At 56.1% G+C, this 20,399-nt stretch carries 16 protein-coding genes; 6 read left to right on the top strand and 10 right to left on the bottom strand.

Translation table 11 applies throughout. From position 1 onward, the window contains the following. Positions 1 to 6: 6 nt before the first annotated feature. Positions 7 to 981 (bottom strand): NAD(P)-dependent oxidoreductase, encoded by a 975-nt coding sequence (locus HDF14_RS17240; RefSeq protein ID WP_260698347.1) that lies wholly within the window; start codon positions 979 to 981, stop codon positions 7 to 9. 195 nt (positions 982 to 1,176) lie between these two features. Between HDF14_RS17240 and HDF14_RS17245 the strand changes: the two genes are divergently transcribed. Then, positions 1,177 to 1,344 carry a hypothetical protein gene (locus HDF14_RS17245; protein WP_183979026.1) on the top strand — a complete coding sequence of 56 codons (168 nt, stop codon included), beginning with the start codon at positions 1,177 to 1,179 and terminating at the stop codon, positions 1,342 to 1,344. A gap of 114 nt (positions 1,345 to 1,458) precedes the next feature. Here HDF14_RS17245 and HDF14_RS17250 read toward each other — a convergent pair whose 3' ends face one another. Next, on the bottom strand, positions 1,459 to 2,229 hold the full coding sequence (locus tag HDF14_RS17250; protein WP_183979028.1) for a DUF4239 domain-containing protein: 771 nt from the start codon (positions 2,227 to 2,229) through the stop codon (positions 1,459 to 1,461). A gap of 238 nt (positions 2,230 to 2,467) precedes the next feature. On the opposite strand from HDF14_RS17250, the gene HDF14_RS17255 reads away from it, so the two are divergent. The 3 genes from HDF14_RS17255 (at position 2,468) to HDF14_RS17265 (ending at position 6,161) form a co-directional block, all read left to right on the top strand. After that, the gene (locus tag HDF14_RS17255) at positions 2,468 to 3,019 is read left to right on the top strand and encodes a DinB family protein (protein WP_183979030.1); all 552 of its coding nucleotides are present in this window, start codon (positions 2,468 to 2,470) and stop codon (positions 3,017 to 3,019) included. A gap of 428 nt (positions 3,020 to 3,447) precedes the next feature. Continuing rightward, a complete protein-coding gene (locus HDF14_RS17260; RefSeq protein ID WP_183979032.1) occupies positions 3,448 to 4,254 on the top strand; it encodes a HugZ family protein in 807 nt (268 codons plus the stop codon). Between the two features lie 218 nt (positions 4,255 to 4,472). Next, on the top strand, positions 4,473 to 6,161 hold the full coding sequence (locus HDF14_RS17265) for an MFS transporter (RefSeq protein ID WP_183979034.1): 1,689 nt from the start codon (positions 4,473 to 4,475) through the stop codon (positions 6,159 to 6,161). A gap of 53 nt (positions 6,162 to 6,214) precedes the next feature. Here HDF14_RS17265 and HDF14_RS17270 read toward each other — a convergent pair whose 3' ends face one another. Next, the gene (locus HDF14_RS17270) at positions 6,215 to 8,701 is read right to left on the bottom strand and encodes a 2-oxoglutarate dehydrogenase E1 component (protein WP_183979036.1); all 2,487 of its coding nucleotides are present in this window, start codon (positions 8,699 to 8,701) and stop codon (positions 6,215 to 6,217) included. 337 nt (positions 8,702 to 9,038) lie between these two features. Beyond that, positions 9,039 to 9,779: a class I SAM-dependent methyltransferase gene (locus HDF14_RS17275; RefSeq protein ID WP_183979039.1), complete on the bottom strand. Its 741-nt coding sequence runs from the start codon at positions 9,777 to 9,779 to the stop codon at positions 9,039 to 9,041. Positions 9,780 to 9,928: 149 nt separating this feature from the next. On the opposite strand from HDF14_RS17275, the gene HDF14_RS17280 reads away from it, so the two are divergent. Next, positions 9,929 to 10,867: a hypothetical protein gene (locus HDF14_RS17280; protein WP_183979041.1), complete on the top strand. Its 939-nt coding sequence runs from the start codon at positions 9,929 to 9,931 to the stop codon at positions 10,865 to 10,867. A 108-nt stretch (positions 10,868 to 10,975) separates the two neighbouring features. Here the strand turns inward: HDF14_RS17280 and HDF14_RS17285 are convergent, their stop codons facing one another. The 5 genes from HDF14_RS17285 to mutL form a co-directional block, all read right to left on the bottom strand. Further along, entirely contained in the window at positions 10,976 to 11,176 is a 201-nt protein-coding gene (locus HDF14_RS17285) for a cold-shock protein (protein ID WP_013581125.1), read from the bottom strand. A gap of 253 nt (positions 11,177 to 11,429) precedes the next feature. Continuing rightward, positions 11,430 to 12,236, bottom strand: a complete 807-nt coding sequence (cmk, locus tag HDF14_RS17290) for a (d)CMP kinase (protein WP_183979043.1) — start codon at positions 12,234 to 12,236, stop codon at positions 11,430 to 11,432. A 5-nt stretch (positions 12,237 to 12,241) separates the two neighbouring features. Next, positions 12,242 to 14,449, bottom strand: a complete 2,208-nt coding sequence (locus HDF14_RS17295; RefSeq protein ID WP_183979045.1) for a hypothetical protein — start codon at positions 14,447 to 14,449, stop codon at positions 12,242 to 12,244. Between the two features lie 265 nt (positions 14,450 to 14,714). After that, positions 14,715 to 15,812, bottom strand: a complete 1,098-nt coding sequence (pstS, locus tag HDF14_RS17300) for a phosphate ABC transporter substrate-binding protein PstS (RefSeq protein WP_260698348.1) — start codon at positions 15,810 to 15,812, stop codon at positions 14,715 to 14,717. Between the two features lie 111 nt (positions 15,813 to 15,923). Next, positions 15,924 to 17,981, bottom strand: a complete 2,058-nt coding sequence (gene mutL / locus HDF14_RS17305) for a DNA mismatch repair endonuclease MutL (protein ID WP_183979046.1) — start codon at positions 17,979 to 17,981, stop codon at positions 15,924 to 15,926. Between the two features lie 288 nt (positions 17,982 to 18,269). Between mutL and HDF14_RS17310 the strand changes: the two genes are divergently transcribed. Further along, on the top strand, positions 18,270 to 18,794 hold the full coding sequence (locus HDF14_RS17310) for a PEP-CTERM sorting domain-containing protein (RefSeq protein ID WP_183979048.1): 525 nt from the start codon (positions 18,270 to 18,272) through the stop codon (positions 18,792 to 18,794). 96 nt (positions 18,795 to 18,890) lie between these two features. Here HDF14_RS17310 and pyk read toward each other — a convergent pair whose 3' ends face one another. Then, entirely contained in the window at positions 18,891 to 20,372 is a 1,482-nt protein-coding gene (gene pyk / locus HDF14_RS17315) for a pyruvate kinase (protein WP_183979173.1), read from the bottom strand. Positions 20,373 to 20,399 lie beyond the last annotated feature (27 nt).

The following is a 20,399-nucleotide window of genomic DNA, read 5'->3' on the forward strand; positions in this document are numbered from 1 at the left end:
ACATGCTCAATTCGAAAGAGACACTCGTCGAGGCACAGGATTATTCAGCTGCGAATCGATAGGTTGGTTCGCCTTGATATTCGCAAGAACACTTAAGGCGTACTCGACAGTCCCACGCACATTCAAGTCCGTAAGACCAGCCTCGTGTGGTGTGATGAAGACTTGAGGCAGAGTCAGGAGAGGATCATCTAAAGGAACTGGCTCGTGCTCCTCAACATCAAGACCAGCACCTCCCAGATGGCCGCTCTTGATGGCATGACAAAGCGCCTCTTCGTCAACCAGGGAGCCCCGAGCGATGTTAATCAAGATCGCTCCTTTCTTCATAGAACTCATGACGTCCGCATCGATCATGTGGGTGTTTTCTTTCGTAGCGCGCACACTCAGCACAACGAAATCCGCATCGGCTACAGCCTTCTTCAGGTCGTCGAGCGGGGACGTCGGAATATACTTTGGTGCGCGCGTCGGAGAACGATCCACAGCAGTTACGTGCGCACCAAAAGCAAGCAGCCGATGGGCGATCTTAGCGCCAATGCTGCCAATGCCAACGATGCAGACTTTTGCCCCCATCAGTGAGCCACCGTGTCCAGGCTTCACGATCGACGGATCATGAACCGAAGCAAGTGCGACGGACAAGTGACGTGCAGTGGCGAGCATCAGAAGGACCGTATATTCCGCGACCGAATCTGCATTCTGGGTAATGTCTCCTGGCGAATTTGAAACCCGAATTCCGAGCTCCGTAGCAGCATCCATATCGACACCTTCATAGCCGTCGGACAAGACTTGAATGAACATTAGGTTGGGCAATGCCTCCATCAGTGATCGGCTCACAGGCCCGAGTGCGAGCAATACTTCTATATCTGGAGCAGGCGGACCGCTCCCTGGTTGCCATTGGATTAGGGTGTCCTCGACGAGTCTTTGTTTCAAGCTGTCTAGGATCGCGTTAGGAAATTCGCCTTCAGGCGAGAAAAATCCTATTTTCATTTAGTTACCTCCGGCGGCCGAACGCCGCGCACATGTGGGGTGCCTAGGATGATCTCATTGTTGTTGCGAAACATTGCAATCAGTCGATCACTGCTCGTACGTGGGTCAACCAAGAACCGTTCGCGTTTGCATGTCGTTGATTGGAGATTAGAACTTTACGATCGCCCAAGCTATACGTCTTGCTACACAGAACCTATGTGTTACCACACGAGGTCCATCGACTTCACCCGCGCCACTCTCCAGACGGTGGACCGCGCCCAATGGAAACAAGAGGTCATGGGCCACGAAGAGCTCTTTCTCGCCCGCCATGACTATCTCCCCGAGATGATCTACAAGCGCGAACTCCTCATCTGCCGCCTCTAACAATTAACGACACAGAGGAGGCAAATCCTTTGCGTCAGCAGCGTGAACTTGCCGACCCGACTTTGACGGAGATGCAGTATTCGCGAGGTCAAGGACAGATCCTCATAGAAACGACTATCGTTGGTCGTCCATGTCGGCTTTTAGTCGTAGCATCGCTCGTTGATCCATTCGGATAAATCCGCTGCTCGGCGTATCAAGGTCGGCGATTAAGGTCACCATAATTGCGATAGTCAACGGCGCAACTAATACCGTCAACCAGAACCGGCGTGCCAGCGTTAAACCACGCGTAAACACCGCGATCGTTGATACAGAAAAGATCAGCAGCCAAACAGGGATCGGGATGCGATTCTCAAAACTGGCAATGCGTTTTTCGTAAAGATCAATGACCTGATTGAGCGAGCTAAGGTATGCCGCGGCGACAGCCGAACGATCGGTTTTTGTGGTTTCAACCAGATCCTTCCAGAGTCGCTCTTGTATTTGCTTTGCACGATGATTGGCCTCTACTGCGCGAGAAGAGTCCAACCCTGCGTTGTCCGCATCAAGGCGAGCATCAACGTATTGTCTCAGCAACTGTTGCGCTTCGCTGCTGTTAGACGCGGTCAAGGTCGCCGCGCGGAGGTACGTAGCTCCGATAGCATTGGCCTCGTCTATGAATAACGTCCGACGCTCGGAATATCTGGCAGCAGACAGCGCCAGAGTGAAGCCCACTAGTAAGCTGACCAGAACGAACAACCCGTCCCGAAGCGCCGCCATTTGGTCTTTTCGGTGTGAATCTTCTTGAATGTGCGAACGATCGGCTGTGTATCGCCCGGCTTCGATGACAAGTGCCAGGAAGATCGCCGTGATTACGCCTAGTGGCCACGGGTGGTCGAGGAAGAATTGCATCCCACTAAACTACTCTCACTACAGGTTTGCTTAACAAACAAAAGAGCATTTCGAAATTTCTTTGCGCCTAAGTTTCTTGGTCAAAACTAAACTAGCTTGAAAAGGATGCGCGATGATGGTCTTCAAAGCAAAGAGTGTGTGAGGACGGTTACGTCCGAAAAACGAGCGTCTGTAATTGCAGCTTTGACGAGGCTTCACCAAACTATCCGCACAAGACAATGCGCCCGAAAACTGATCCATGACCCGACCAAAGCCTGACCCAAACATCGACCGCTGCAAGGTGTTAGTGGAAAGCTATGCCGTAAACGAGCGAATGAATCAACTCATCCTCGAACACCTCGACCCAGCAGCATGGCGCGCCAAACTCGCAGACAACAAGGGCCGCACCATCGCCGCCATCTTCACCCACGTCCACAACATCCGCCGCAAGTGGCTAAGACTCTCCGCCCCGCACCTCAAGCTCCCTGCCACGCTCAACCGCTCCACATCCACGCAAAAGCAAACCCAGACCGCTCTCCTCGAGAGCGCCGCCCGCTGCTCCGAGATGCTTGAAGGCGCACTATTGGAATCCCCCAACCGCATCGAAACCTTCCACCGCGACGGCTGGGCCAAACCCTGGCCCGCAGGTCCCGCCATGCTCGCCTACATGATCACCCACGACGCCCACCACCGAGGCCAGGTCAGCATGTTAGCCCACCAGCTCGGATACCCTCTCCCACCTAAAGCCGCCGAGCAAATCTGGAACTGGGAAAAACTATGGAAGGACTGCGGCTTCACCCACCCCCGCTAAACAGAGGCCCGGCATATCCGCGTCCCGCATACCGTTGCCTTTGTTTTTTCTTGTTGTCATTCCCGAAGGGAATCTTCTTCACCCTACACCGTCAACCTTCTCACCCTAAAATCGTCAGTTAAAAAATCTGTCAAGCCCCCAAACACCCAAAACCCGCGCCAATCCTGCACAAACGCGTTGCGCATGAGTTTCCCTCAATCCTGTAAACTAGAACCAGAGAAGAAGCTCCGGGCGAAACCGGGGCTTCTACGGCTTAACCGCACCGCTAACTCCTTTGGCTGGACGAATTTGGCCGTAACCCGTTTGTTATGACGATTTTGCAGCTATCGGCCTCGCCAAAGTCATTCATTCTAAATAACTTACACGCGGGCAAGGGGGGGGGTACCCCCAAGGCAGTGGCACCCAGAAACCGGAATCGAGCAAACGAAATGTCGAACCAGCACGCAGCACCGTTCAACCCCAACCCGCAGCCACCCATCCCCGAGCCCACCCACGCGGAGCGTGCCCGCACCCTTCTCCATCTCGCCAGTGTCGCAACCCTCTCCACCGTCTCCCGCAAGCAGCCCGGCTTCCCCTTCGGCTCCCTGATGCCCTATGCTCTCGACAACACCGGCCGCCCCCTGTTCCTCATCAGCACCATGGCCATGCACACCCAGAACCTCAAAGCGGATCCACGAGCCAGCCTCTTCATCACCCAGCCGGCCGCAGGCGGCGACGTTCTCGGCGCGGCCCGCGTCACCCTGGTCGGAAACGTCCACCAGATCGCAGACGAAGAAAAACCAGAAGCACGCGAACTCTACCTCAGAGCCCACCCCAACAGCCACTACTGGGTAGACTTCAACGATTTCGCCTTCTTCCGCCTCGAACCCGTAGACGTCTACTACGTCGGCGGCTTCGGCGTCATGGGCTGGGTCACTGCCTCCGACTACTCCGCAGCCTCTCCTGACCCCCTTGCCGGCGCCGCACAGGGCATTTTGGACCACATGAACGCCGACCATAGCGACGCCCTCATCATCCTCACCAGAACCCACGCAAAACTCGAGGCCGAGTCCGCCACCATGACCTCAGTCGACCGCTTAGGCTTCCACGTTCGCGCCGTAACACCCGCCGGAATCAAGGGTGCCCGCATCGCCTTCCCACGCGAAGCCACCACCCCCGGAGAGACCCGTTCCGTTCTGGTCGAAATGGTCAAACACGCGCGGAACAACGCTGCACTCCCCTCAAATGCCTATTGACTCCTATCTCCTTTGCCTTTATGTTTAATGAGTGGCAAGACTCCCTTCGGGTTGAGTCAGTCATAACGAAGTCCACCCACTTCGTTGCTTTACTGGAATACCCACGCAACAGCCCCCACCGCGCTGCGTGGGTTTCCTTTTTAACCCACCTGTCATCTTTGAGTATCCTTCTTTGACATCCTCGAGCCATCGCGCAACACCGTAAACTAACCGCAGCGATGCCTCTCGAATCCCCAAACATCGGCCCAGTCGATCACACAGAGATAAAATCCAGCGGCTTCACTCCCCTGACCATCCCCTTATTCCGCGATCGCTGGATCGCCAGCACGATCTCGTCGGTCGGTACGTGGATGCAGGACACCGCAGGCACGTGGCTCATGACCTCGCTGACCGCCTCGCCTCTGCTGGTCGCCTTGATGCAGACCGCAGCGAGTCTTCCGGTGCTCCTGCTCGGCCTGCTGGCCGGGGCAACAGCAGACATCTTCGACCGTCGCAAGCTGCTGATCTTCTGGCAGACTTGGATGCTCGCGTCGGTGGGTGTTCTTGCGATTCTCACCTTCGTCGGCTACGTCTCGCCTTGGACTCTCTTGGCGTTCACCTTCCTGCTCAACATCGGCTCAGCGATGAACAATCCCGCGTGGCAGGCGATCGTGCCCGAGTTAGTGCCTCGTGAACTGATCCCGGACACGGTGTCGCTTAACGCCGCCAGCAACAACCTCGCACGCGCCGTCGGTCCCGCGCTCGGCGGACTGATGGTCGCAGCCTTTCAGCGAGTGCACACAGGCGCGGGTTCGGTCTTCGCCCTCAACGCACTCTCGTTCGCCGGCGTGATTTGGGTGCTGGTGAACTGGAAACGTATCCCGCTGTTCAAGTCGGCGTTACCGTCCGAGCGCATTGCAGGCTCGATTCGCTCAGGGCTGCGTTACGTGCGATACGCGCCGGATCTTCAGTCCTCGCTCGTGCGCGCATTCACCTACACCTTCTTCATCTCCGCAATCTGGTCGCTGCTCGCAGTCGTCGCAAAGCGTGATCTGAAGCAAGGCCCGCTCGGTTACGGCATTCTGAACGGCTCGCTCGGCCTGGGAGCCGTGGTCGCTGCTACAACGCTTCATCGCATTCGGCAACGATTCTCGGCAGACCAGATTCTAGCCACATCGACGCTCTACAACGTAGTTGTGCTGTTAGTACTGGCATTCGTCCGCAGCCCACTGATCATCATCCCGACGCTGGTTCTGTCCGGCGCCGCATGGACCAGCACCATGTCCACAATCAATGTCTCAGTACAGCTTTCCGTTCCCGCATGGGTCCAGGCTCGCGCACTGGGCACGTACATGACAACGTTTCAAGGAGGCATGGCACTCGGCGCTATTCTCTGGGGTTACATTGCAGAACACACATCAACGCCGATCGCGTTGACTACAGCGGCATGTGGATTGCTGATTACGTTTCCATTTGCGCGCAGGTTTCACATCCTGCAAGGTCCGCTCCCTGACCACACGCCGTATCAATGGAAGCATCCGGCGCCTCAGCTTGCAATCGACACCGAGCCTACGGTCGGTCCTGTCCGCATCTCGATCGAATATACCGTGCCGCTCGAAAATTATGCGGAGTTCACCTCTGCAATCCATCAGCTTCGAGGGGTTCGGCTCCGCGACGGCGCGATCCGTTGGGGCATCTACCGGGACGCAATCGACCCTAAACACCTCAACGAAACCTTCATTATGGAATCGTGGCTGGACTTCCTGCGTTCTCGCGAACGTATTACAGCTGCTGACGAGGCGATCCGAGCTCGCGTGCGTGCGCTGCACGAGCATGACGAGCCACCGAAGACGACCTACCAGATCTACGCCAGAGAGGTCGCCGGGCCAGTACGCGAGCATCCGCCGACGTCTGACGGTGCACATTGAACTCAAAGACATAACCGCAGAGCAGAGTATGCCCGGGGATTTTCCAGGGTAGCCTAGACGGCTGAGCCCAGGGCGAGGTCGATCAGGGTCTTTTCCTCGATCTCGTGAGCTTTTGCGGAACCGGTTGCGGGCGTCGCACTCGCACTGCGCTTGACGCTGAGTACAGCGCGGTCACCAGCCATACGTCGCAGCAACGGCATCACGTAGGAAAACGCTCCCATGTTGGCCGGCTCTTCCTGAACCCATATGATCTCCTGCGCGTCTGGATGTTGGTCGAGGGCGGACTGTAGTTCATCCTCGGGCCAAGGGTACATTTGCTCGAGGAAGATGATGCCAACACTGAAGTCCTTACGCTTCTCGCGTTCGACGCGAAGATTGTGACCAATCTTTCCGCTGCAGACCAGCAGCCTCCGCGGGTCTTTCACGTCATTGTCCGGTAGCACGTTCTGAAATCGTTCGATGGCAAAGTCCGCGAGTGTGGAAGAGGCATCTGGATGGCGAAGCATGCTCTTAGGAGTGAAGACCACGAGCGGCTTACGCCACGGCCGAAGCGCCTGTCTCCGCAGAAGATGGAAGTATTGCGCAGCGTTCGACGGCTGACAGATCTGGATGTTGTCGTTAGCGGCGAGTTGTAGATAGCGTTCGATCCGTGCGCTGGAGTGCTCGGGGCCTTGACCTTCGTATCCGTGCGGCAGCAATAAGACAATTCCAGAGAGCAAGCCCCACTTCGCTTCGCTGGCCGCGATGAACTGATCGATAATGATCTGCGCGCCGTTGGCGAAGTCGCCGAACTGCGCCTCCCAGAGTACGAGAGTCTCGGGAAAGTCGCGCGAGAAGCCATACTCGAAGCCCAAGACAGCGGCCTCGGAGAGAAGTGAGTTGTAGACCTCGAACTTACCCTGAGTCCGACTGAGATGGGCGAGCGGAGTGTAACGAACCTCGGTCTCGGTATCCACCATAACAGCATGGCGTTGATTGAAGGTTCCCCGCTGTGAATCCTGTCCGCTGAGGCGTACCGGAGTGCCTGCTTCTAGCAATGAAGCGAAGGCTACGAGTTCAGCCATACCGTAGTCGAAGAGTCGCGAACCGGCACCCATTTCCTGACGCTGTTCGAACAGCTTCTTTACCTTGGGATGGATATGGAAGTCGTTTGGGTACGAGGTCAGCGAAATTACAAGCGCATTGATCTGTTCGGCGGAGAGACCCGTTGACACTTCGTCCTGGGGCTCCAGTTCACCCCCCTTGTAGGGATCCCAATAAGCGGGAAGGTGGGCTAGTTGCGGTTTGTGATCCGCCTGCGTCGCCGTCTTCTGATCGTCGAGGAGTTCTTGCTGAACCTTCTGCACCTCGGCGGCGGGATCGACACCGATTTGCTTTGCGTATAGCTGGTAGAGTGCAGGACGGTCCTTGATAATCGCATACCGACGAGGCTGGGTGACGGTGGGATCGTCGACTTCGCTGTGTCCATGTTTGCGGTAACCAACGAGATCGACAACGATGTCGGACTGGAAGCGCGCGCGATATTCTGCGGCGATTGCGGCGACTCTCACGACTGCGTCTGGATCTTCCGAGTTGACGTGGAAGATGGGAATCGGAAGGCGTTTTGCAATGTCGGTGGAGAATCGCGAGGAGTTCGACTCTTCAGGGATTGCAGTGAATCCAAGAAGGTTGTTGACGATAACGTGGATCGTCCCGCCGACGTTGTAACCGTGCAGCGTTGCCATGTTCAGTGTCTCGGCGAGAATACCCTGTCCGGCGAAGGCCGCGTCGCCGTGAATGAGCAATGGCAGCACCTGATTGTTCCCGTCTTTTCCAATGCGCTCTTGCTTGGCGCGAGTGCGTCCGAGCACGACGGGATCGACTGCTTCGAGATGGCTCGGGTTCGAGGCGAGGTGCAGCGAGATGACCTTTCCCTCGGGCGAATGATATTCACCCGTCGCCCCGACATGATACTTCACATCGCCACCGCCCATAGTGCTGCGTGGATCGACGTCTTCAAACTTGGTGAAAATCTCCGACGGAGAACGACCAATGGTGTTGGTCATCACGTTTAGCCGTCCGCGATGGCTCATCGCAATCATGGCCTTCGTAATGCCGGATCCAGCGCTCACTGCGAGAATCCGGTCGAGGAATGGAATCAGTGCAGTGATTCCTTCCAGAGAGAATCGCTTTGTACCGAGGTATCGCGATTGAATGACCTGTTCGAACATGTCGGCACGAATGAGCTGCGTAAGAATGAGTGCCTGATCCGGAGTCTGTGGAACCTGCTCGATGCGCTCTTGCAGCCACTGCCGTTGTTCTGGGCTTGGTATATGCATAAATTCTGCGGCGATGGTTCCGCAGTAGTAACCGCGCCCCTCTTTCGCGACTTCGCCTTCAGGTGCGGGTGTAGGAAACGGCTCAGGGGGGAAATATTGACCTAGAGGATCAAGCGAAGCCTGCAAATACCCCCAACGCCGAAAGATGTCAAAGATTGTTTCGCGTTCGTGTTGTTCAATTCCGGGTGTTGTTTCAGTCAGCGTCCCTGCCTTTGTAACCATTGCTTCCTCACTTCAGGTCTAGTCGCGAGCCATTTCGCGTACTCTCCTATGCTAGACCTTTCGGCGGAAGGACGCACGTGCCTTGGGAGCTCGATGAGCACGGAAGACCATAAAGTTGCACTCCCCAACATCCATGAGAAGCAAAATCAAGATTCTCGTTCGCGATTCATTCGGTGGCGACCGAGGCTCGTAGAAGTCTGCGCCCTGTCAGTCAGGACTCGTAAACCTCACCATTTAGGTCAGTTACTAAGAAGTTCCGGCAGCGCATTTGATGTTTTCAATATCGAGCATCTCCAGATACCGATTCGATGCGGCTCCTGCTTTTGACTCAGGAATACTAGCGCTTATGCGCAACGACAAGCATGTTCTGAGAAAGAACGAAATGAGTATCGCTCGTTTCGGCGGCGAGTAAAAGCCTATAGGGAAAGGTCCCGGCCTCCCAGACCAGCCGTCTTCCGATACTCATCAAGCCGTGCGGAACAGGCTTATCCTCATGAGCCGTAATCTCCCAGAAACCGATCGTGTTCAATAGCTGTTTCGCAGAAGTAGGAGTGAAGCTTTGCTCGTGGGTAAGGTCTCCGTAACGAACCCGCATTCCGAAGATTCCTTCGGCATTCGGGACATGGATGAGACACTTCCCCCCCGGGCGCAGCACTCGAAAGACCTCATCGAGAACCACAAATGCTTCGTCGCGCGTCAGGTGTTCAACGATATCCCAAAGGAGTGTGACCCCCACCGACTCGCTTTCCGTGCGCCGCAAATAATCGAGAAGTTCACCCTGAGTTATACCGTCGATCCCAAGTTGATGCGCTAGTGCTACCTGCTCTTCCGAAACATCGACGCCGCTGACCGAAGTAAACCCGTTCAGACGCAGAACATGTACGAAGGCTCCGTGTCCGCAGCCGAGATCAAGAATCGGCGTATCCTTGTCGAGCGCGAAATGGCGATGAATGACCGGTTGTATGTAACGCCTTCGGTCCCCAAACATCGTTTGTTTTTGGGAGGAATCGACTTTTGCCTGGCCGCTCGTGACATACGAGGAGTACAGGCGGCTTCGCCACGAATGCTGGTTAACCACGAACACCTCTGGGCTTGACTTACGCGAAGTTTATCACGATCAGACACTTAACCGAGGTTGCACTGCACCGAGTTGCGATTCACAACTATAGTTTAAGTATGAAATTTGTGACTCACAAGACTTTGGTTTTGGCCTTCGCTTTGAGTCGAATGAGCTCCTCGACGACGTTCGGTCTTACCCACGCCGCACAAGCTACCTCTACTGCGCACGAATCGATTCAGACGCCTGTAAAGAGTGTAACTCCTACCGACGTGATGATGACCGACGCAGAGAAGACCGACAACCGTCCACTACCGAATATCGATGTGCTGATGCATGCGGTGGAGGCGAACCAGAGAGCAGCGGAAACAATCGAGAAGGACTATCTATACCGATCGATGTGGACGCTAAAGGAACTCGACGGGCACGGAGGCGTCAAGAAGACTGAGACTGAAGAATATGACGTCTTCTGGATAGAAGGAGTTCCCGTGCATCGTTTGATGAAGAAGAGCGGAAAAGAGCTGAGCGCTGAGGATCAAAAAAAGGAAAGCGAGCGGATAGACAAAGAGATAGTGAAGGTAAAGGAGAAACGCAGGAAAGCGGACGAGAAGGGAAAAGAGACCGGGCCACATGGCGAAGAGGAAGTTACCGTCTCGCGACTACTGGAGTTAGGCCGCTTTACAAATGCACGACGCGTCGAATGGAATGGGAGAGACACTATCGCCGTGGACTTTGCAGGCGATCCGAATGCAAAAACCAAGACCCGGTTCGAGGAGGTCATTCGGGACATGGCGGGCACGGCGTGGGTCGACGAACAGGACCGCACGCTGGTAAAGGCCCAAGGCCATTTTTTAAATAGCTTCAAAATCGGCGGCGGTCTGGTGGTGAACATTCAGAAGGGGACCAGTTTCTCCATGGAGCAGCGCAAGGTGAACAACGAAGTCTGGTTGCCAGCGATGGTCGAGGGGCAAGGGGACGCCAGAACACTTCTGTTCTTCAATTTGCATGGGAGCGTGCAGGGGGTGGAGTCGGACTATCGAAAGTTCAAAGCGACTTCGACCATTGTACCGGTAGAAAGCACAGTCCCATCCACTCCGCCAACAAAATGACATCCTCGTCAAGGTCGGTCGAGCGGAGGCTTCAGAAACGCGCAAAGGGATAGCAACCGCCATCCCTTCCGCAAAACTTGATTATTGCTGTAGTCGTAGTGCTAAAGACTAGAGAGGCTGAACGTCAGACGCCTGCCAACCCTTGGGTCCCTTTACCACGTTGAACTGTACAGCCTGGCCCTCTTGAAGGCTCTTGAAACCGTTCGAATTGATCGCCGAGTAGTGTACGAATACATCCTCGCCGTTCTGACGGCTGATAAAGCCAAACCCCTTGGCATCGTTAAACCACTTAACTGTTCCTTGTTCCATGTTCGCTATTTCCTTATTGCTATTGAATTTGCCGCTAGATCCAAATCGGGGTTCGTACAGTACGAGCTTTGCAGAAATCCAATCTGTTTCAAACGATGTGTGAAGGTTAGCACACTTGGCATTTTTTTTTTACTTAATCTCCTAAATAGTTAGAGTCGCACTATTTATGGTGCAACAAATGTGAATTACCGCTTAGAAACGAGGATTTCAAGCCCAGTTGGATTCGACAAACGTACTCCGAGGATGTTAGGTATCACGCAAGCTGATGCTTTAGGTGCGAGCGGACAATCTCTTCGGCCTGGAGGAGAACCTCGTCGAGAGTCATCGCGGTAGAGTCGAGGATAACTGCGTCGGCGGCAGGCCTGAGGGGGGACTCGGCCCGGTTGCGATCGCGATAGTCGCGATCTTTCAGCTCACGGAGAATGGCTTCTTCCGCCAGTCGTCGCTGTTCTGCCGTCATTGGATCTGGTGATTGGCGCGCCGAGTTTTGCTCCTGGGTGGGTTCGAAAGCACGCGAGCGCGGAGCGGCTTGGCGGTATCGGCGGCTACCGCGAACCTCGGGAGCAGCGTCGAGGAATATCTTGACCTCTGCGTCCGGGAAAACGGCGGTGCCGATGTCGCGGCCCTCCATAACGACTCCGCCGCCTTCGCCCAGAGTGCGCTGCTGCTGGACCATCCAAGCGCGAAGGTGCGGATGGACGGATATCTTGGAAGCGGCGGAAGTAACGTCTGTCTCGCGGATGCGGCGGGAGACGTCCATGCCGTCGAGCAGGACCCGATTACCGTCTAGTTGAGGCTCGAGGGTAATGCGGGTTTGGGCGGCGAGAGCCATCAGGGGAGCTTCTTCATCAAAGTCGTAGTCATTCTCGATCGCCTTTAGGGCAAGAGCGCGATACATGGCTCCGGTCTCGAGATTAAGGAAACCGAAGCGACGGGCCAGGTGAGCAGCAAGGGTGCTCTTGCCGGCTCCCGCAGGCCCGTCGATGGCGATAATGGGGCGCTCGCGTTTTTTTGTTTCAGGCTGTGATGTATAGGCAGAGTCTTCGTGCGGCTGGGTCATCCGGCCTATTCCCCTTCACGTTTGAACTTGCGTGCGGGAGGTCGATTGCCGAAGGGCTTTTTATTCCCCTTGAATTTGTCGAAAGTGCTAGCAGGTTTGCCGGTGCCAGCCGCAGATTTTCCGTAGGCTTTCTTGCCAGCGAAACCGCCATCTGCCGATTTTCCAGCATAACCTACGTTGGATTTACCGTAGGGCTTTTTTGCACCCAATCCTCCGCTGGATTTACCTGCATAGCCGCCACTTGGCCTCGGAGAGTAGTCGCCGGAGTTTTCGCGACGCGCTGGCCGGTCGGCAGAGGGACGAGGAGTCCGTGGAGCGTCGAACTTACGGTAAGGGGGGCCGCCGGGCCGACCTGCTGCGCCTTCGCTGCGCTCCCCGCTACTCTTACGATCGAGGGGCTTACCGCCAAAGCGAGAAGGTCCTGCCGCTTCATCCCGACGGACAAAGGATTTGCGTGGCGCGAAGCCGTTGGTGCGGTCGCCGCCGTCGGGACTGCGCTGTGGGCGGGCGGAGAAATTTCCCGCCTTACGCGGACCACTGAAGCCAGCTTTGGCTGATCTGTCTCCAAAGGTACGGCGTGCAGGGCGGCTGTCCGCAGAGTTGCCCTCCGGCCTGGGAGTGAACTCGCGACGAGACGGGCGCCTCTCGCTGTCGTCGCGGCCAAAGCTGGGTTTGCCAACGAAACCTTCACGATCGCGGCCTGAGGTGCTTGGCTTGGAGAACGTTTTACGAGGACGGTCGTTGCTGCCCACCGGGGCATCGGCGTCGGGTCGCGGGGTGAATTCGCGCCGCGGCGAACGGCTGTCAGCGGTGCTTTCGCTGCGGCGGAACGTCGGGCGATCCTGACCAAAGGAGGGTCTGTCCTTGCCGAAAGATGGCCGGTTACCTGCGAAGCGGGGTTTGTCGCCGAAGGTTGGCTTCGATCCGAACGCCGGTTTGGAGCCAAAAGAAGGCCGTTTTCCTGCTCTGTCAAAACTGGACTTGCGTTCGGCGGCCCGAGACGATGTTCTCAGAGTTGCGCTATCGTCTCCATCTTCTGACTGCGAGGACGACTTCGCTGCTACTCGATCGGCCTTCTCTTCTTCCCAGGGCTTGGTGAAGCTCGGTCGATCAGCTCGATTGGATTCGCGGGTAAAGGGACGGCGTTCGCCTGGCGTTGCGGCTCCAGAGTCGCGACTCGGTTTGCTTACAAATCCCGTGCCAACTTTACGAGGTTTAGGGACGAATTTGGTGATACGACCAGACGTCTCGCCCGTTTCGTTGCTTCCGCCTTCGACAGCGACGAGAGGGTCAGTATCGGTATCGGCACGGACCGCAACGGCGAGGAATGCAGGAAGCTCGCCAGTAACATGAAGGACCGTGCGGCCGTCTACGGCGATGGTTTCGAGCTGGCGGGCAGAGATAAGGGCATGGATGACATCGCGGATACGCGAACGAGCTGCGACCGGGGAGAGGAAGGTTTCTATGTCTTCTTCAGACGCTACGATAGCCTGTCCGAGGTACAGCGAGATGAGGGCTGAGAGTGCCGTAGGTTGTCCGGCGTTGGCTCCCGCTTTGATCTGCTTGGTGAAACGGGTAGTGGTGAGCTCCCACAGGGTGGGGGCACCGTCAGCTTGCGGAACCGGAATAACTCGGAGGTGCTGCCAGAGTTCGGTCAGTGAGCGGAGTACCGCTGTCTCAGTGACCTCCTTACCGAGCTGCGTCATGAGGTCATAGGAGCTCATACCGGTGGCATGGTCTTTGGCCCGCTCGGTGAGGAGATTGTATGTGTTCAGGGCAAGCGGGGAGACCTTGCTGGCTCCGCTTGTTGTCGGCTGCTGCTTCCAGGCCTTGTCGCCGCGGAGGGTGAAGATGTAGGGAAAAGCGAGCGGGGACACAATGAAGTCCGGGACTTCACTACCCGTACCGGTAGGCGAACCCAGGAGACTTAGAGGAATCGCGCCACCATCGAGGATAAGCCGCGATAGGAGGCTTCGGGACTGGTCAATATCTGCCAGGGTCGGAGCAGCGTTCGGAGCTCCTAGGATGGCTTCCACGAACGACGGTGCCGGGGCGGGAAGCTGCGCTGCGCGAGGGGTAAAGAAAACCAACCCTGAAGTGTTGAGCCAATCGCGCAGCATGTTGATTGTGAGAATGGGATCGGCGTTGTGATGCCAATGCATGAGGCGAGCGGCGGCGAGCTGGTCAGCCGTGGGGGTGCTTAGGTTGCTCAAGGTGTTGCCTTCCTGTTGCGCCGAGCGGTGCTCGTACGACAACATATCCCTAGCCTGGGCTAAAGGATGACACAAATTTTCGGATTCAAGCGATGAGCGGCGAGATGCGCTGAAATGCTTTGTATGTCTTTATAAGGATACCGCAAAGCGATAGGTCTGCCGTCTAAGAGGCAATAGGATCTGCGGTTTCTACCTGCAGACGACGGCAAAGCCGCCGCTTCAGCACCTTCGTCTTTCACGCGGAGAGACGGCCAGAGTGCGATCGCTAAGGAAGAGGCTGGCCGCCCGCGGTCATCTGCTGGAGCTGTTGCCGATCGTAGCTCTTGACCCCCTCGGGAAGCGGCGCGTAGTTGAGCGTCGCTGCAGAAGCCTGACCATCCGTGATGACGTATTGGACGAAGTTTCTAAGAGCGGTACGCTTGGCCACGTCGGGACCATCCTTCGGGATGATAAGAAACGTGAGAGTGGAGATGGGATAAGCGTCTGGAGCTGAAGCCGGAGCGTTGACGATCGACGTCCGCGGGTCTTTTGATAGTTGATCGGAGAACGCGGCAATGGCAGCCGTGGTGCTGGCGGTGTCGGGCAGAACATATTTGCCGGAAAGATTCTTTACTGCGGCTACAGGGAGCTTGTTTTGCTGGGCGAAAGTGAGCTCAACGTACCCGATGGCACCAGGAGTTTGACGAACCTGCGCTGTGACGCCCTCGCTACCCTTGCCGCCGATGCCGACAGGCCAGTCGACTGAGTTACCAACACCAACCTTCTGCTGCCACTCCGGGCTGACGGCAGCGAGATAGGTAGTAAAGGCGTTGGTCGTGCCGCTGCCGTCCGTGCGATGAGACACAAGGATCTTCGTATTAGGGAGATTCACGCCGGGATTGTCTTTGACCAGAAGTGGATCGTGCCAGGAAGTGATCTTACCGAGAAAGATGCCGGCAATGGCATCTGACGAGAGTTGCATAGGCTTGTCGAGATCGGGTAGCGAGTAGGTGATGCAGACGGGGCCAGCCGACTCGGGAATTTGAATCATCGGCTTCATGCCGTTGAGTTGATCGTCGTTGAGCGCGGCATCCGAAGCGCCGAAATCGACTGTGCCGTTCTTAACCTGCTGAACGCCGCCCCCAGAACCTATTGACTGATAGTTGATGCGAACATTGGAATGCGCGTTGGAGAACGAGGATGTCCATCGGGACATTACCGGGTAGACGAACGTGCTTCCCGCCCCGTTGAGTTCTACGCTCTGACCTTCACTACCGCTGGAGCTTGATTTGCAACCCGTGAAGACAACAAAAAGTGTGGATGCCAGACAGAGAGCATATCCCGCTCGGAGTCGTACACGGGAGTGATCGGCAGATTTACGCAAAGGATCCTCCACTAGAATGCGGTGTTTGATCTTAGTTTGGTTGCACAAACACAGAAAGCAGGTTGCCGATGGGCCGGATATTCCACGAATATTCACAAAGTTGCAATTGGCTCAAATGCGTTGAAATGCCTTTTGTATGTCCTTGTGGGAATAACGCAACGCGATAGGTCTGCCATGGGGACAAGCTGTGGGGTGTTCGGTTTTTCCCAGGGCATCGAGCAGCCATTCGATCTTCGAGAGTTCAAGCGGCTGATTGATCTTAATGGCGGCATGGCAGGCAATCGAAGCAGCAATGCGGCGACGCCGGGCTTCTGAGTTTTCGGTCTGCCGATTCCGGTCAGGGATGGCCAGAATCTCTTCGAGCAGGTGTTCGAGTTCGCGACCTTGGAGACCGACTGGAGCGGCTTTGACCGCGAGAGTGCGGGGACCAAAGGGTTCAGCTTCAAAACCATTGCGTTCCAACTCTTCGGCAATTTCGGCAAAGGTGATCATCTGCGCTGGCAGCAAGTCGACGAGGAGCGGCATGAGGAGGCGTTGACGTTGGATCTGTTCGGTATCGCGTTCGTGTAAGACTTTTTCGAACAAAATGCGCTCGTGGGCCACATGCTGGTCGATGATCCACAGGCCCTCTTCGTTGGTGGCAAGGATAAAGGAGTCTCGAAACTGGCCCAGGGGCTTGAGGGTCGAGAGGGCGGTGAGTGTATCGGCTTGCTGTGGCGCCGCTGATTCGTAATTTGATTCAGCGTCCGCGGAATCGTAACCGACAGGAATACTGTGTCCGGAAAAGGCAAAGCGACCCGGAGAGGGTGGGACGATCGGAGCGGCAAGTTCGAAGGTCGGGGACTTTACCGGCTCAGCGGAATGTGGAATATCCCATTGGGCGGTTTCAGAACCATTTGAGAAATAGCTGGCTCTTTCCCCCTGGACACCCAAAGGCTCAGCGTGACCGTCTTCAAATGTCGTGGGCCGGAAGGTTGCTCCAAAGACCGGCTGAGGGATGGCGTCCACGCCATCTGGAGGCCCCGGAAGCGGGCTGACGTCCAGCAGGAGCGAGCTTGACACACCATGCGGGCCATTCTGAAGTGCGTTAACGAAGCTGGCAGCCGGACGCGCCTGAGTCAGCGTGGTACGAATGCTGTCTCGGACGAAATCATGGACGAAACTTGGCTGGCGGAAGCGCACTTCCGTCTTTGCCGGATGAACGTTGACGTCAACTTCTTGCGGCGGCATCTCAAGATAGAGGAGAACCACGGGATAGGAAGTAGGAGGGAGAATGTTGCGGTAAGCCTCCGAGAGTGCGTGAAGGATGAGTTTGTCGCGGATCAGGCGCTGATTGACAAAGACGTAGATGGAGTTCCGGTTGAGCTTCTGCAACTCGGGTTTGGAGACGAAGCCAGTAAGACGAAGAAAACCAGGGTCGGGTGCAACGTAGTCCTCTTCGCGCTGCCAGGGAGGGGGCTCGGGCAGACCGATGCGAGTGAAATCGAGTTCGGCCGTCGTGGGGAGCATATAGTTGCTGGTCTCTCTGCCGAAGATCTGGAAGAGTCGGTCTGCGCTGTTGCCAACAGCAGGCGCGACAAGGAGAGCCTGCGTGGAAGAGTGAAGCTCAAAGTGTTTTGAGGGATGGACGAGGGCATAATGCGTGACAAGCGCAGCGATGTGCGATAGCTCAGTCTGTTCAGACTTGAGGAATTTGCGACGAGCGGGAGTATTGAAGAAGAGATCGCGAAGAGTGATGGTGGTGCCGACTGGAAGGCCAGCATCTTCGACGCGAAGGATATTTCCCCCGGCAATCTCCACCAGGGTACCCGAGACCTCTTCCGCGACGCGAGTTTCCAGTTGCACGCGGGAGACACTGGCAATCGAAGGCAGGGCTTCACCACGAAAACCAAGAGTCCCGATCGAGAGGAGGTCATCTGCATTGCGGAGCTTTGAGGTGGCGTGGCGCTCAAAGGCGAGGAGGGCGTCATCGCGCACCATGCCGTGACCATTGTCGACTATTCGAATGAGCTTTCGGCCACCGCCCTCGACCTCAATGCGGATGCGGGTTGCTTGAGCGTCCAGCGAGTTTTCGAGGAGTTCCTTAACCACGGATGCCGGGCGTTCGACGACTTCACCGGCGGCTATCTGATTCGCCACGAGGTCAGAGAGGATACGGATGCGGCCCATGAGATCGATTGTACGAGGATCCGAAGAAATTGCTGAATTGCCAAGAGGCCAGAAGCGACCTGCAGGTCGACCACTACTTTTGTTCTTTGTGGGAAATAGATTCTCAGTCAGCATCCAAATGGATAAACGAATACCACTTTGCCATGCATTCTTTTGCGCATCTCATGTCCCTCGTTCGCCCATCTTCATTAGAAAACCCATTATGAAGGCATTTCCTTCGTCTCCTAATTGGCCACCAGAATGCAAGGAATCGCTGCAAGTACTCGTCCTGCAATTCTTAGGAGCCTCATGAAACACAGAACATTGGGACTTTGCGTTCTTGCCTTGGTTACTCTCGCCATTTCTTCCGTCGCTCACGCCGACACGTTCGATTTCAGTTTCTCGGGTATCCTCTTCTCCGGCTCAGGTACATTCACGGCGACAGAGCAAGGCGCTACAGACGTTTATGACGTAACTGGCGTCACAGGTGCTGTCCGAGATTGGGCGGGATCTTCGAACATTTCGTCACTTATCGGATTGAACAACTTCAACGGCAACGACAACAAGTTGATCTTTCCTGGCGTCGCCTCTAAGTTTTTTGACGCCGCCGGGGTATCTTTTGCTCTCGCCGACGGGGACGTTATAAATCTGAACGATTCCTGGGGCTCTGAATATGCGGTGATAGGAGCTCCGAAAGGACTATCTCTTCCCGAGGTCGCCACTATCGGCATCGCTAAGAATTCTCCAGTTCCTGAGCCCAGCAGCCTTGCGCTGTTTGGTACGGGCATCTTTGGTATCGCTGGCGCCATACGCCTCAAGTTGCGCTTTGGCTGATTTGCCGGATCTCTGGCTAGATAAAAAAGCCGCTTCGGAATATCGAAGCGGCTTTTTTTCGTCGAATAGAGTCGAGCCTGGTGGCGTTCTATTCCATCATTTGCTTTTTTTCTTCAGTACCGTGCTGGGTTTGCGGGTTTCAGTATCGCGGTCGCCGACCATATGGAGGCGCATGAAGTTCGTCGCACCAGATTTGGTTCGAGTCCCGGCAACAATGCCGACGATCTGCCGTTGGTGAACATGTCCTTGTGTTTCGAGGATCTGTTCAGCCATGTTTACGAGCTTGTCTGTATCGCGAAAGCGAGCGCACAGGATGGGATAAGTGCCCCACAGGAGCATGCAGCGATTGATGACCTTCTCAAAGGGCGAGAGCGCGAAGATGGGAGGTTCGGGGTGATACTTGGAGAGAAGCCGAGCAGTCATACCGCTTTCGGTAAAGATAGCGATAGCGGCCACGTCGAGGTCGTCTGCCGCGTGCGACATACATTCGCAAATAGTCTCCGCGATGGAGAGGCGGACGCTGGGGTGATGGCCAAGCGCAGGACGAGGATCGAGGCGGATCTGGTGCTCGGTCTCGGTGATAATCTTTGCCATCATGGCAACGGCTTCTACGGGGTATTTGCCAGCAGCGCTCTCGGCAGAGAGCATAACGGAGTCGGTGCCGTCGTAGATGGCGTTGGCAACGTCTGACGCCTCGGCACGAGTGGGGCGCGGGTTGTCGATCATCGACTCGAGCATCTGCGTCGCTGTGATGACAGGCTTGCGGAATTCGGCGGCACGGCGAATGATGTGCTTCTGGAGAGCTGGAACCTTTTCTGGCGGAACCTCGACACCTAAGTCGCCGCGGGCGACCATGATGGCGTCTGTAACTTCGAGGATGCTATCCAGGTGTTCGATCGCCTGTGGTTTTTCAAGCTTGGCGACTACCCACGCGTCGGACTTAAGAGCGGCCAGACGATTCTTTACATGGCGGACGTCATCGGCCGTCCGAACGAAAGAGACAGCAACCGTATCTACCCCCTGAGCGATGGCAAAGACGAGGTCCTCTTCGTCCTTTTCCGTGAGGGACGGAACGTTGACCGCGATGCCAGGAAGGTTAATTCCCTTATTTTCGCCGAGCATGCCGCCGTTGACGATCTCGCAAATAACATCAACGCCCTTGACAGATTCGACGTGGAGTTCAATAAGACCGTCGGATAGCAGGATGCGCGAACCCCGCTCGAGGTTTTCAGCGAGCGTCTTAAAGGTGGTGCCAACGAGTGCAGCATTGCCTTCGATCTCGCGCGGGGTGATGGTCAGGCGCTTGCCCGCGACCAGTTGGACGGGCTTGTGTCCCTTAAGCTTCCCCGTGCGGATCTTGGGACCCTGCAGGTCGGCTAGGATGCAGATGGGCTTGCGCTCCTCTTTAGAGATAGTGCGGACCATGCGGATGAGTTCGGCCTTTTGATCGTGGCTGCCATGGGAAAAATTGAGGCGAGCGACGTCGAGACCGGCGCGAACGAGCTCGCGGAAGACCTCAGGGGTGTTTGAAGCTGGACCAAGCGTGGCCACAATTTTGGCGCGGCGACCTCGTTCCATAGCTACAAAGGGGACAACGTCGGGCAT

The sequence above is a fragment of the Tunturiibacter gelidiferens genome, assembly GCF_014201335.1.
Taxonomy (GTDB): domain Bacteria; phylum Acidobacteriota; class Terriglobia; order Terriglobales; family Acidobacteriaceae; genus Edaphobacter; species Edaphobacter lichenicola_E.

Excerpts from the sequence above, each read along its gene's own strand:
- HDF14_RS17240 (WP_260698347.1), bottom strand. The coding sequence starts at position 981 with ATGAAAATAGGATTTTTCTCGCCTGAAGGCGAATTTCCTAACGCGATC.
- HDF14_RS17245 (WP_183979026.1), top strand. The coding sequence starts at position 1,177 with ATGTGTTACCACACGAGGTCCATCGACTTCACCCGCGCCACTCTCCAG.
- HDF14_RS17250 (WP_183979028.1), bottom strand. The coding sequence starts at position 2,229 with ATGCAATTCTTCCTCGACCACCCGTGGCCACTAGGCGTAATCACGGCG.
- HDF14_RS17255 (WP_183979030.1), top strand. The coding sequence starts at position 2,468 with ATGACCCGACCAAAGCCTGACCCAAACATCGACCGCTGCAAGGTGTTA.
- HDF14_RS17260 (WP_183979032.1), top strand. The coding sequence starts at position 3,448 with ATGTCGAACCAGCACGCAGCACCGTTCAACCCCAACCCGCAGCCACCC.
- HDF14_RS17265 (WP_183979034.1), top strand. The coding sequence starts at position 4,473 with ATGCCTCTCGAATCCCCAAACATCGGCCCAGTCGATCACACAGAGATA.
- HDF14_RS17270 (WP_183979036.1), bottom strand. The coding sequence starts at position 8,701 with ATGGTTACAAAGGCAGGGACGCTGACTGAAACAACACCCGGAATTGAA.
- HDF14_RS17280 (WP_183979041.1), top strand. The coding sequence starts at position 9,929 with ATGAGCTCCTCGACGACGTTCGGTCTTACCCACGCCGCACAAGCTACC.
- HDF14_RS17285 (WP_013581125.1), bottom strand. The coding sequence starts at position 11,176 with ATGGAACAAGGAACAGTTAAGTGGTTTAACGATGCCAAGGGGTTTGGC.
- cmk (WP_183979043.1), bottom strand. The coding sequence starts at position 12,236 with ATGACCCAGCCGCACGAAGACTCTGCCTATACATCACAGCCTGAAACA.
- mutL (WP_183979046.1), bottom strand. The coding sequence starts at position 17,981 with ATGGGCCGCATCCGTATCCTCTCTGACCTCGTGGCGAATCAGATAGCC.
- HDF14_RS17310 (WP_183979048.1), top strand. The coding sequence starts at position 18,270 with ATGAAACACAGAACATTGGGACTTTGCGTTCTTGCCTTGGTTACTCTC.
- pyk (WP_183979173.1), bottom strand. The coding sequence starts at position 20,372 with ATGGAACGAGGTCGCCGCGCCAAAATTGTGGCCACGCTTGGTCCAGCT.